Origin of the sequence: Marinospirillum minutulum DSM 6287 (assembly GCF_000422325.1) — a bacterium.
In the GTDB taxonomy this organism is placed as follows: domain Bacteria; phylum Pseudomonadota; class Gammaproteobacteria; order Pseudomonadales; family Halomonadaceae; genus Marinospirillum; species Marinospirillum minutulum.
Window position 1 is genome coordinate 157819 of record NZ_AULO01000012.1, and the last position, 13330, is coordinate 171148.

Here is a 13330-nt window from a genome sequence, read left to right on the forward strand (position 1 = left end):
CCCAGATTTTTATCTGGGTTTTTTATTGCCTGCTTATTACATAACTTAAGTTTTATGTAGGGTTTTGGTAGGCATGAATGGCTGCCATTAAGCGTGGGCTAAGTTGGCTGGTTTTACTGCCACCCATAGCTTGCCAGGCTTCTAATAGTTGCTGAATTTCTTGCTGGGTGCTTTCTTCTGTTGGCGCACCTAAACCTGAATTCATGCGTTCTATTTGTAGTTTAAGGCGTAGTTGCTGGTCTTCTGGCTGTACTGCTACACCTGCTAGGAGTTCTAGCTCAACAACTAGGCGTTTAGCTGCTTTAGTGTCTTGTGGCTCGCCTTCAGCAGGTAGGGCTTCTAATAGTTTATTTAACTGCTGGGTTAAACCCTTGCGTGCTTGTTGTTGCTCTAGTCGTTCTAGCTGCTCGGCTAAATTTTCAAGCTCTGCCTGCCAGTTTTGTTGTTCCTTTTTAGGAATATTACGTAGGCTAGCTGCTTGTTTAAGAAGCTTGGCTGCGAGTTGTTCTTCACCTGTAGCAAGGGCTTCTTTGGCTTCGGCTAGTTGTTGGCGAGCCAGTGCAAAGCGTTGTAAGCGTTCTTCTAGGCGATTTTTTCGTTGTTCATCACGCTGTTTAAAGAGTGCATCACAGTGGGTGCGGAACTCTTTCCAAAGCTGGTGCTCTAGGCTGCCGGGTGCTGTACCTAGAGTGCGCCATTCTTGTTGAATTTGTTTGCTGGTTTCTGTTGCTGCTTGCAGGTCTTCACTGGTTAGTAGCTCTTTAGCCTTTTCAACAAGTTTCCGTTTGTTTTCTGCATGTTGCTGGCGCAGTTGGTAAAGCTGGTCACGTATGGGCGCTATGGCTTGTTGGAAGCGATTTGCCAGTTGCTTACCTTCAGCACGATTTACTGGGTTGAATCTGTGCCACTCTTCGTGCACTTGGCTGAGTAGTTCATCTAGGGGTTGTTCTTCCATAGCTAAATGACCACCGCTAGCGGCTAGCTGTTCTAGTTCGCTACAAATTACGGCTTTTTGTTTTTGGTTGTATTCACGCACTTCGTTTTGTGCTGCAAACCAAGCTTTGCAAGGTTCATAGGCTGTGTCGGCAGCCTGTTTGAATCTATCCCATAGTGGCTTATTGGCCGCCGCTGAACCGAGTTCACGCCATTCTTGCTGAAGTGCTTGAATTTTATCTGCCTTTACTTGGGGAAGCATGTCGTCGTCTGCGGCTAGGGCTTCCATTTGTTCACAAAGGGCTTCGCGCTTGGGTGCTGCAACATAGCCTTGCCAGTCTCTTAGCTCTGCAATTTTAGCGGTTAAACTGCGATAAAAAGCGGCTAGGCGATGGCTGTTGGCTAGCTGGTCTACTTCGGTTTGTAGCTGTTGATGCAGCCTGATGGCTTCACGGCTTTGGCCTAGGTTAACTAGCTGTTCTAGCTGAATTAGGTTTTGTTCTAAGCGGTCTAGGTTAAGTTTTTTGGCTTGATGAACTGCTTGTCGTGCTGTTTTTTGCTGCTGGTTGTTGGCATTTAACAGCTGGTTAGCTTGCTGAATAAGCTCTGGAATAGCTAAGTCTTTATGCCAGTTAACGCCAGCAACTAGGCTGCTAAGTTGTTGTAGCTCTGCTTGGCTGGGTTGTTCACCAAGGGCTGCTAGCTGCTCTGCTAGCTGCGGCTGGGTTTCTTGCCAAGCCAGTGAACAGGCAATGAGCTCTTCTGCAAGCTGTAGCTGTTGATCAAAGTTTTTTTGATCGTTTTTGCTGGGTGTGTAGTGGGTTAAAGTTTCTTGCCAAGCAGCAGCTAATTGGCTGGTTGAAGGTTGGTCTGCTTGTGCAGGCTGAGCAAGCAGTGCTTCTACTAGGTCTGCTAGCTGTTGCTGAAGCTGTTTTTGTTGCTGCTTAGCTTGCTGTTGTTGGGCTTCTTTGGCTTGGCGTTCTGCTTCTTTTGCCTGAAGCTTGGCTATAAAGTTGCTAGCCTCTTGGCTTAGTTGCTGAAACAGCGCGGTTAGTTCGGCATTTTCTGCAAGCGCTAGTTCTTGCCATTGGTTAGTGAGGTGTTCAAAGCGGGCTTCATAAAGCGCTTCATCACCCACTGAAACTAGCTTTTGCAGCTGTTCAACTAACTGCTGGCGCTGCATTGCTGCTTCTTCTTCAGCCTGTTGGGCTGCGCGGTAGGCATTTAACTTTTCTCTGGCTAGGCGGTGTACACGCTTATCGCCTTGAGCTTCTTTTATTAATTGCTCTAGGGCTAGCTCTGAAGTTATTTTTTCAGCCGCTGCTTGACGAACCTTGGCTAGGCTGTTGCTTAGGGCAAGGTTTAGCCAGTCTTCTTCTTTTGCTTCTAGCTTTTCTAACAGAGCAAGGCGTAGCGCTTGGGTTTCGCCCTGTTGAATGAGCTTGAACAAAAGTGATTGGTCGGTAATTTGCAGCGCCAGTGTTTGTCGCTCTTCACTGTTAAGCTGGGTATCATTTAGCAGTAAAGATTCTAAATGCTGGCTAAGTACTTGGTTAAGTAAGCTGGTTGGCTGGCTTTGGTTGAGTAGTTCAACCAGCTTTTGTCGGTTAGGGAAGCGTACCAGTGCTTCTTTAAGCAGTTGTTGGTCTTCTTCCTGCTGTAACCAGTTAAGAAAAGTGCTCTGTTGTTGATCAACACTGAGGTCGAGGCGATTTAACGCCAATAACCGGATACTAGGATTCCGGTGTTCCAGAGATGGTTTAAATAAAAACGGTGCAATTCTAATGAACAGCGCATTCATGGTTGTGGCGGCCCTTGCTACAAAAAAATGATATAAAACAACCAGTAGGTCTGGTGCAAAGCTGCGTCAGGAGGCTTAGACTAAACAAAACAAGCACTACCCCAATCTTTGATAAGCCGCACATTCTAGCAGATGAAGTAGCGGGTAGCGCAGATTAAGTTGAAGTAAATTAAGGAGTTGTTATGTCTGCTCATTTTTCAGTAGCTAAGATGGATGTTTGTCATGTGGCCGATCAGGCGCAGCGGTTACGTGCCAGTGATGCGGAATTTGCTGCTTGGGCAGCAGGTTTGGGGGTGATAGTTCACCAAGATTTAACGCAGGTTCGTATCGCTCAGTTGCTAGATAAGCTAGTGGCTGAAGGCCAAGATCGTTCAGTTTTACTCGAAAGATTAAAAGCAGCGGACCAGCTAGCCAATGCAGCCATGTGGCTGGTGGTGCATTCTACCTATGCTAAGCGGGTTGATATTCACGGCAACCCTTTAAGTGCTGCTGACTTTAAAGCTGACCCGCAAGGTCATACCGGTGGGTCTTTAAATATGGTGCCTGCCTATGTGGGTTATATGTTGGCTAACCTGTTTAGTGGCGATACACGCAGTTGGTTAATGGAACAAGGCCACTGTGTTTCTGCTATCGACAGTGTGAATCTTCTGCTGGGTAATCAAAAGTCACGCCATGCAGCGGCTTACCCTGATTGGTCTGAAGAAACATTAAACCGTTTTGTTCAAGATTTTTATTCCTATGAATTAACCAAGGATGGCAAACCTGCTTCGCCTTTAGGTAGTCACTTAAATGTGAATACCGCTGGTGCAGTGAGTGAAGGCGGCTATTTAGGTTTTACTGCTTTGCAGTATGTACATGCCAGTGAAAAGAATGAGCGTCTTGTGGCATTTTTATCCGACGGTGCTTTTGAAGAACAGCGAGGCAGTGATTGGGCGCCTTTATGGTGGCGTGCTGAAGATACTGGCTGGGTAGTGCCCATTATGATTGCCAATGGTCGTCGTATTGATCAGCGTACAACCATGATGTTGCAAGGGGGTGTGGATTGGTTTGCTGAACATTTGGAACACCAAGGTTTTGAACCCAGTGTTATTGATGGTCAGGACCCAGCCGCTTTTGCTTGGGGTATTTTGGTGGGTGAGCAATGGCTAGAAGATGAAGCCGCTGCCATTAAGCGAGGCGACCGTTCTTACCCAGCACGCCTGCCTTATTTGGTTGCCGAATCGTCTAAGGGTTATGGTTTTCCAGGTGCTGGTACTAACCGAGCACATGGTACGCCCTTGCCTGCTAACCCAGCTAAAGATGCAGAATCTTTACGTTTATTTAATGAAGGTGCAGCGCGTTTATGGCAGTCACCTGAAAGCTTGCAGAAGGCAGTGGCTAGTTTTTCTCAGCATCAAGCACAAAACCGACCGCAAGAAAAAGACCACCCCTTAGCTGTAAGAAAAGTAGCTGACCCTGTAATGCCCGAAGCGCCTTGGATTCCTGCCGATCTACGCTTGCATTCGCCTATGGCATCGGTAGATGTGGCTTTTTGTGGGTTAATTAAAAAAAATCCCAAGTTAAGGGCTAGGGTAGGAAACCCAGATGAGATGTCGAGCAATAATATGAGCTTGGCGCTTTCTAAGTTAAAGCATCGGGTAACCTCCCCTGAGTTTTCGCAAGATGAAGCTTTAGATGGCGGGGTTATTACGGCTTTAAATGAAGAGGCTGTGGTCAGTGCCGTTTTAGCCAATAAGGGTGGCTTAAACTTGGCAGTATCTTACGAAGCTTTTTCAGTAAAAATGCTGGGGGCTTTGCGCCAAGAAATTATTTTTTCTAGGCATCAAATAGAAGCGGGTGAGCAACCTGGCTGGCGTTCCGTGGCAATTATTTCTAGTTCACACCTATGGGAAAATGGTAAAAATGAGCAGTCACACCAAGATTCTACTCTAGCGGAAGCTTTGCTAGGTGAGATGAGCGACGTGGCTAGGGTCATTTTTCCTGCTGATTCTAATTCGGCTGGTGCGGCTTTATTAGAGGTTTATCAGCACACAGGGCAAATTGCTAACTTGGTTGTACCTAAGCGTGGCTTGCCCTCTTATTTAACACCTGAACAAGCAACCCAATTAAGTAAAGAGGGTGCGCTTTGTGTTGAAGGCAATCCTGAAGCCGCTTTGCAGTTAGTGGCAGTGGGGGCTTACCAGCTTCAGCAGGGTTTAAAAGCTTGGCAGCGTTTACAAGAAAAAGGTGTTGCGGCCTCTTTGGTTTATTTGCAAGAGCCGGGGCGTTTTCGTGTAGCGCGTGATACTTATGAAGCAGCTTGGCAAGCCAGTGATGAATTGCGTAACAGCCTTTTCCCCAGCAGTGTAGAGGCTAGAGTATTTTTAACCCATACCCGCCCTGAAGTTTTATTAGGGCATTTGCGCGGCTTAGATTTGGGTGTGGGTAAAACAGCAGCGCTTGGCTATATCAACCGTGGTGGAACCTTAGATGTGCATGATTTGTTATTGGCTAATGGCTGTAGCTGGGCGCACCTATTAGCCAAGCTTGCTGAGCTAGCTAAACAAGATTTAAACCAGTGGCTAACAAAAGATGAAGTAGCTGCTTTACAAGGGGAGCGCCCCTTAACTGACTTACTACCCATAGGACGCTGAGTTATGCAGCAACCCATTACTTTTCTTTGGCATGATTATGAAACCTTTGGTGCTAATCCACGTTTAGATCGCCCCAGCCAGTTTGGGGCAATACGTACCGATGAAAATTTCAACCAAATTGGTGAGGCAGAAATGTTTTACTGCAGCCCTGCCGATGACTTTCTGCCTCATCCTATGGCGGTGTTAATTACTGGTATTACACCCCAAGAAGCTAGAACCAATGGCTTAGCAGAAACTGATTTTGCTGGCGCTATTAATGATTTAATGAGTCGGCCTAATACCTGTGTCGTGGGTTATAACTCTTTACGTTTTGATGATGAAGTCACACGGCACATGTTTTACCGTAATTTTATTGACCCCTATGCAAGGGAATGGCAAAACGGTAATTCACGCTGGGATTTAATCGACGTAGTTAGGGCAATTTATGCGCTACGCCCAGAAGGAATTAATTGGCCAAGTAAAGAAGATGGCACGCCTAGTTTTAAGCTGGAAGATTTAACGGCAGCTAATGGTATAGCGCATGGTGAGGCTGCACACGATGCTTTGGCCGATGTGCGAGCTACTCTTGAGTTAGCTAAGTTGTTAAAAAAAGCCCAGCCACGTTTGTTTGATCACCTATTTAATATGCGGGGTAAGCAGCAGGTTGCTAAAGCAATTAACCTAGATGACCCCAAGCCTTTTTTGCATATCTCTAGCCGCTTTCCAGCGAATAGAGGTTGTGCGGGTTTAGTTCTGCCTTTGGCGCGTCACCCTAGTAACCCTAATGGGGTGATTGTTTATGATCTTTCTGAAGATCCTCAAGCTTTACTTACTTTAACTGCACAAGAAATTATGCAGCGGGTATTTGTGAGTAGTGCCGATTTAGAAGCGCAGGGTTTAAGCCGTATTCCTTTAAAACTCATTCATTTAAACCGTTGTCCGGTGGTTCTGCCTGTTAAAGCTATGGAGCCAGCCATTGCTGAGCGGCATGGTATAAATTTGGCGTTAAATGAAAGTCACTGGCAGCAGTTGCGTGGTTTGGATGCGGCTTTTATCAGTAAAATTCAGCAGGTTTTTGCTGATGGGCAGGGTAACTTTAAAGACGAAGGCGACCCTGACTTAATGCTTTATTCAGGGGCTTTCTTTTCTGCTGATGATAGGCAGCGTTTTCAGCAGGTGCGTGCTACCCCTGCAGAAGAATTAAACGAGTTAGAATTAAGCTTTGATGACCCTCGCTGTGAAGAAATGCTGTTTCGTTTTCGTGCACGTAACTGGCCAGAATACTTAACCTCTACCGAAAGAGAGCAGTGGGATGAATTTCGTTGGCAGCGCTTTCATTCATCTGTTACTTCAAGCTTAACTTTGAAGGCGTTAGAAGCGGAGCTAATTCGTTTAAGCCAGCAAGCTTTAGACGACCAGCAAATCTTTTTATTACAAGAGGTGCAGCTTTGGGTTGAGTCGATGTTGCCTTTACAGTTTATGGAATAGTGCACACTTCTAGCCTTAGAAGTGTAGACTAGACTCTTTAGTCTAGGTTTTTTGCTTAACTTTATGTAAACCTAGTTAGCTTAAGAGTGCTTTATGAATACAAAACAAACGTCTAATCGTGGTTTTATTTGGATGCTGGCAGGGCTGATTTCAGTCGGCCCTTTAGCAGTTGATGCCTACCTTCCTGCAATGCCTGTAATTGCTTCTAGCTTAGGCGTTTCCATTCATCAAATTGAATTAACGCTCAGTGTCTTTTTGGTGGGCTTTGCACTGGGTCAGCTCATTGGTGGGCCTTTATCTGACCGCTATGGTCGTCGAGCAACCATTATTAGTGGTTTAACACTTTATGTGGCGGGTGGCTTGGTGGCAGCTTTTAGTACGTCTATTGAGTTGCTTTGGGTTGCAAGGTTATTTCAGGCTTTGGGTGGCGGCTTGGGTGTGGTTAATACCATGGCAGTTATTCGAGACTTATATAGCGGACGCGAAGCTGCTAAAGCACTATCACGCGTTGTAGCCATTATGATGGCAGCTCCCTTATTTGCCCCTTTTTTAGGTAGTGGTTTGTTGTTAGCTAGTGGCTGGCGCAGTATTTTTATTGGGCTAGCTGTTTATGGTGCTTTACTTTTGGCTGTATTGGCCTGGAAGTTACCTGAAACTAGGCGTGTTTCTTCTGGCCCAAGTCAAAGTGCTTTGCGTCGCTATTTAGAGGTTTTAAAGCATCGCCCTGTATTAGGCTTTTTGGTTGCCACGGCATTTAGCCAAGCGAGTATGTTTGCTTTTATTACTGGTTCTTCTTTGTTGTATATGGAGTATTACGGCGTTAGTGCTCAGTTGTTCCCTGTTGTTTTTGGCTTGAATATTCTTGCCTTGATTGCATGCAATCGCTTGAATGTGCGCCTATTGGGGAGGGCAAGTCCTTTACGGATTTTAAGTATTGGACAGGCAATGCAGTTGGTTACTGCCAGCCTGCTGCTATTGGTTTTTCTTCTAGTGTCACCGCCCTTATGGCTAACAGTGGCTTTAATTATGCTTTTTATTGGTATGCAGGGTTTAATTATTGCCAATGGCATGGCCAGTGCTGCTGAGTATTTTCCACATAGTGCAGCAACAACTAGTGCAGTAATGAATGCCAGCGGGTTTATGATGGGTGCTTTAGCTGGTGGTGCAGTGGGAGTATTGGGTGATGGTTCGCCACTACCCTTATTAGGAGTAATGGCGGCCAGTCCACTATTAGGAATTACGTTAAGACGCTTACTTCACCGAGGTTTAACCCTTTAACTTTAAACTAGTTAGCCGTCCAACTTTCTGTTGCTGCTGGCATGCTAGGTAAGGGATTACCTCTGGCTTCTGGTGTAGTACCAAGTAGGTAAGCACCTCGGTAGCGATTGATTAGTTCATCATAAAAATCTAATAGGCTTTGCTTGGTTAGCTGTTCAACACTTACGGCTAAAGCTTCTTGGCGACCAAACTCTTGGCGCTGATTACCTACTTCTCTCCATAGGCGTTGTGCTCTTTCACCTAGGCGTTGATCTGCCTGAAGTAAATTATTGATTAAGCTGCGTTGGTGTTGTTGGAAGTCTACAGAGCTAAGTTTTTCTAAGCGTTGCTTGTCTTCACGTAAAAAAACTTCGATAGCTTCTGCTAGGTAATCAGGCTCTTTGTTGGGTGATTGCACATAATAAAAAATTCCAGCTTGATGCATTAGTGGCAGGTGATTACTAAAAACTGCATAACCTAGCTGTTGCTGGGTTCTTAAATCATGGAAAAAGGCAGCTGCTTGTAGCTGGTTCAGCAGGCGCAGTAGAGCTTCTTCTTGCAGGCTGGTGTCTTTAGCTTGAACATAAAAGAGGAGTGCGCGGTCGTTGTGGTCTAGTTTTAGTTTGTTGCTCCACTGACCGTCTGGTATTTGTTTAACTTGAATAAGATCAACATCAGCAGCCATTAACTTGGGTTGTAATTGGTTTTTAACTTGATTGCCCAACGCTAGGGCTTCATCAGCAGTTAGGTTGCCCCAAGTCATCAGTTGAATATAGAGGTCTTGGGTAAAGCTAGTTAAAAAGCTGCTTAATTTTGTTGCATTAATTTTATCTAACGAAGCAAGCTGTTCTTCTAAACTCCAGCCACCAGGTTGTACTGTGTCGTCATAAAGCTGGCGAATCAGTTGCTGTACTAGGCGGTCTTTTTGTTGGTTGTGAAGGCTTTGTTTTAGCTGTTGTTTTAACCGGGCGAACTGTTGTTCTTTTACCTCGGCTGCTTGAAGCAGGTGTAGCATTTGCTTAACAAGTCTGGGTTGTTCTGAATTAAAACCACCTAGTGCTAGGGTTAGGCCTCGTGCATGGGGGTAAATGTCGTAATTCAAACCCGCTAAACGTGCTGGGTAGGCAGTGGCATTGAGTTGATCATTTAACCAACTGGCAGCTAAACGCGCTAATAGACGGTCTTCTAGGTTTTTGGCTACCTTGGGGTTTTGTAGGCTGATATAAACCTGTGCACGTGGCACTTCAAAACTGGTGTCTAGCCCATGCCAAATTTCTATTCCTTTTTCTTTTAATAGTACTTGGGGCTGCTTAACCCAAGTGCCTTCTTTTAACCCTAGGTTGGTAGGTAAGTAATCATTAGCTTGGGGAAGCTGAGTAGCTAGCTTGGGCTGAGTTTTGTTTGGCTCGAAAGATAGCTTATTAATACTAAATTTAGCAGGTAGCCATTTACCCGTTTGGTTGGGTTTAACTTCTGGGCTGGTGCGCACAAGGAGTAAGCGTTGAGGTGTTAGTTGATCTAGTAGGTTGTTTATTAGTAGTGGATCAAACTCATCGAATAGATAGTGGGCTCTAAGTACATCTTGAGCTGGGTAGCGTGCAAGGTTCATAGCTAGATGTGTCACTAGGCTGCTGGCTTTGCTGGGTTCAGAAAAACGAAAAGCGTTATTGGCTAGCTGAGCATCTTCTTGATAACGCCAGGCTGCTATACCTTGTTCTTTTATTAAAGCTAGGTGGTTGAAGACTAAAGTAAGAATTGCTTCCCTGTTTTTATCGCCTGCTGGCGTTAGTTCTATATTGATTGAGAATAAGGCTTCGCTGCCGGTATTCATTTGGGTACCAGCAGATAAACTGGTTGCCCAGTTCTTTTCTTTTAACACGGCTAATAAACTACCTTCTCCTTCATGCCCTATTAAACCACCTAGGTAGCTGTCGGCATTTTTGCGGTAGTTGGTGGTTTGGTCATCAATAGGAAACAGAAGCTGTAGTTGCCGTTGCTGGCGCAGGGGTAGGTAGTCAACCTGTGCAGGTAGTTGATTGGCTGCAAAAAGGCTAGGCCATAGGGGTTCTTCTGCAGGCTGCCCCTGTTTTATGCTAGCAAAGTGGGTTTCAACCCAGGTGCGTAGTTGGCTAGTTGATTCTTTACCTAGCACTACTAGAGTCATGCGGTCAGTGGTGTAATAGGTTTGATAATAATCCAATAAAGCTTGGCGCATTGCCTCACTAGAAATATCTAAGGATTCTTTATTGCCTGCACTAAAACGTGCGGCTGGGTGTTCAGGGTTGAATGCTTGGCGTAAGGCAGTTAAGCGCAAACGGGCATCGTTTTGCAATGTGCCACTCCATTCGGAATGTACAGCCTTGACTTCACGCTCTAGGTATTCAGGACTAAAAAGGGGTGCGATAAAAAACTGGGCAAGCCTTTCTAAAGCTGGGTCTAAGTAGGCTGGCTGAATATCAAAAAAGTAGTTGGTGTCTCTGGCAGAAGTAAAAGCATTATGGCTGCCTCCATGCTGACTAATGAAATTTTGGTAGGCATCAGGTTCAGGGAAGCTTTCTGTGCCTAAAAAAAGCAGGTGTTCTAAAAAATGTGCTAGGCCTGGCCAAGCATCAGGTTCGTGGTAGCTGCCAGCAGCAATATTCATTGAAGCAGCAGCTTTGTCGGCTGTTGGGTCGCTTATAACTAAAACCTTTAAGCCATTATTAAGCTCAAAGTTAAGGTATTCGTTTTTATCGTTGGGGCTGGCAATGGGTTGGTTGGTGTTAGTGGAAAACTTTGACATAAGCGAGGTGCAGGCACTCAAGGTAATTAACATTAGGGCGAGGCTAAAAACGTAAACAAGTTTTTTCATTGTTTAGATCTACTTATTTTCTAATTAAACGATCTGAAATGGGTGAAACGACTAGGTTGCTTTGGTTAGCTGGGTCATTTACTAGCTGGCTAACTGGATAAGCTTCTAGTTCGTCATCTTTTACTGCCAGTAGTTCCATTAGATTTTCTTCAGTAGTTTTAGGGTTTAGCCATTCAAGGGCTTGCGTAGCAGCTAGCTTTAAGGGAACTCTTTGGGCTAGTCTTGCCAGCCATGGGTCAGCTTCAACACTAATTAATCCAAAAGAATCGTAGGCTCGTCCGGGTGCAACTGGGTAGCGTGTCCAGAGGCCTGCTAAAAAGAAGGGGCGGTTATGTGGGCGGCGAACTGCAAAAGGGTGCTTGCCACGGCTTAGAGCTACCCAAACGTAGTAGCCAGTTACTAAAATAAGACAACGCTGTTTCTTAAAGCTTTCTTGGTACATGGGGCTAGAAGTAAGCCTATCACTGCGAAGGATATAAGGCGCTTCATCCAGCTGCTTCATCCAGCTAGGGGTGAAGCTCCAAAAAGCATCATCTTGCGCTATGTGTTTATCTTGCCAACGAAGAATAGATAGGGTGTTGGTCGGCATAAAGTTAAAGCCAGTGCGAAGTTCGTTCATTTGCACTATCGGCTGACCTAACTCCTGTTCAGCATTGTAGGGGGTAACAATTAAGCGTCCACTCATAGGTTATTTGTATACAGCCGTTTGGTTGCGGCCTGCTCCTTTAGCTTTATAAAGTGCTTCATCAGCTGCTTTAATAACATCTTCAGGTGTGGGAAGCTCCGCACTTCGCTCTGCAACACCCATACTTATAGTGACAGAGACGCTATCAGATGATGAGTTCTTGCGTTTTGCCTTCGCTTTTTTATCTTTGTTAGGGCGCTGGGCTTCATCACGAATTTTGACTTGATAATTTTCTATGGCAATACGCAGCTTTTCTAAATAAGGTTTTGCTTGCTCTGCTGTTTTACCAGGAAAGACGAGGGTGAATTCTTCACCACCATAGCGATATGCTTTACCACCACCGCTCACTTTATTCAGTTGCGCAGCCACCATTTTAAGCACTTGATCACCAATATCATGGCCGTAGGTATCGTTGAATTTTTTGAAATGATCAACATCCGACATAGCAAGGCTGTAATTTCGTCCAAGGCGTTGTAGGCGTTCGTTAAGTGCGCGGCGACCAGGTAAGCCAGTTAAGTCATCACGAAAAGCCATTTGAAATGCTTCTTGTAAAACAGCAAGGCTAAGCATTAATAGTGTTGCCAGTGTAACTAGTGTTGGCGTCATGGGTTGAGAAAACCACTGCAGCATTAACATCATTGAAATAAAACCAATGAGCTGGGAGGCAAAATAAGGCTGCGGATTGCTTATTAATTGAATCAATAAAATAAGCGCACACAATAAAAAAGTGAGCAGTGGGATTTGTGCTAAACCCAATATGGCTAGATGCCTAGTAGGAACATAAGTTGTTGATAACCACTCACTCAGTTCAAGTGGAAAGCTTTGTGATACAGCAAAGAATATTAGACAAATAGACGAAAAAGCTAAAAAACGTAAAAGCAAATCTTGTAGTAGATGGAAGCGTTCTGACCAAATTGAGTTAACGGTGAACAAGATAGGTAATAGAAAGCTAATTAATAAATAAGAAAGCGGGGCATCTAGGTTAAAAGGAGCAGCAGCATTTTTTAGGCTAGGAAGCTGTACCTGGTGTTCAACTAGCCAATAGCTAAGAAGAACAAACAATAAAGCAAAGAGAATACGTGTTCTTGCATAGCTAATTGCTAACAAGCCTCCCGTTAAAGCAAAGACCCAAACAAGTAATTCGCTGAAATTGTGTAAAGAGGTGGGCAAAAGCTCAAACACAATTAAAGCTAAGCAAGCAATAGCCAACACTAGAGGTGCTAAAAAAAGTTGTAAGATGTAAGTTAAACGGTAATACACAGGAAATCCTTGTTGTCTGGTTGGGTAAAATTACCTAAAAATGACGAGTCCACAGGCTTGCGAGTATAAAGGCTAAAGATGAAATGTGCAGCTGTGTAATATTTTTTCAAAAAGGGCTTGCGTTCTAAAAGTTAGTGCCTATAATACGCCTCTCTTGTCAGGGAGGCCTTGGAAACGGGGTTGAGTTTAGAAGCTGGCAAGGGGTGTAAAGGATTGTTTTTAAACGGTTTCTTTCTAAAAGAATTTAAAAACAAGGCTTGACACTGGGGCGAAACGCTGTAGACTACGCTCCTCTGATTCAGCGGTAACGAATCAACGCTCTTTAAGAATGAAGCATCAGGAACATTCATGTGGGCGCTTGCGGGATGGCTTGTGATGAAGTCACAAGATATCAAGGCAAGCGTTTATAAGAAGCTTGATTAGGTTAGTTAACTAGCATAATT

General features: G+C 44.8%; 7 protein-coding genes. 3 read left to right on the forward strand and 4 right to left on the reverse strand.

The annotated features are described in order from the left end of the window. Positions 1-52: 52 nt before the first annotated feature. Positions 53-2656 (reverse strand): DUF349 domain-containing protein, encoded by a 2604-nt coding sequence (locus H571_RS0107735; RefSeq protein WP_027848798.1) that lies wholly within the window; start codon positions 2654-2656, stop codon positions 53-55. A 260-nt stretch (positions 2657-2916) separates the two neighbouring features. Here H571_RS0107735 and H571_RS14650 point away from each other — a divergent pair, with 260 nt between their 5' ends. The 3 genes from H571_RS14650 (at position 2917) to H571_RS0107750 (ending at position 8112) form a co-directional block, all read left to right on the forward strand. Next, positions 2917-5367, forward strand: a complete 2451-nt coding sequence (locus H571_RS14650) for a phosphoketolase family protein (RefSeq protein ID WP_084482752.1) — start codon at positions 2917-2919, stop codon at positions 5365-5367. 3 nt (positions 5368-5370) lie between these two features. Beyond that, entirely contained in the window at positions 5371-6834 is a 1464-nt protein-coding gene (gene sbcB / locus H571_RS0107745; protein ID WP_027848799.1) for an exodeoxyribonuclease I, read from the forward strand. Between the two features lie 93 nt (positions 6835-6927). Beyond that, positions 6928-8112: a multidrug effflux MFS transporter gene (locus H571_RS0107750; RefSeq protein WP_027848800.1), complete on the forward strand. Its 1185-nt coding sequence runs from the start codon at positions 6928-6930 to the stop codon at positions 8110-8112. A gap of 7 nt (positions 8113-8119) precedes the next feature. On the opposite strand, the gene H571_RS0107755 is transcribed toward H571_RS0107750, so the two are convergent. The 3 genes from H571_RS0107755 to H571_RS14660 all read right to left on the reverse strand — a co-directional run bounded on the left by H571_RS0107755 (position 8120) and on the right by H571_RS14660 (position 12887). Then, on the reverse strand, positions 8120-10873 hold the full coding sequence (locus H571_RS0107755) for an insulinase family protein (protein ID WP_169445767.1): 2754 nt from the start codon (positions 10871-10873) through the stop codon (positions 8120-8122). 82 nt (positions 10874-10955) lie between these two features. After that, positions 10956-11627 carry an SOS response-associated peptidase gene (locus tag H571_RS14655; protein WP_051168230.1) on the reverse strand — a complete coding sequence of 224 codons (672 nt, stop codon included), beginning with the start codon at positions 11625-11627 and terminating at the stop codon, positions 10956-10958. 3 nt (positions 11628-11630) lie between these two features. Beyond that, the gene (locus tag H571_RS14660; protein ID WP_036217901.1) at positions 11631-12887 is read right to left on the reverse strand and encodes a GGDEF domain-containing protein; all 1257 of its coding nucleotides are present in this window, start codon (positions 12885-12887) and stop codon (positions 11631-11633) included. Positions 12888-13330: the final 443 nt, after the last annotated feature.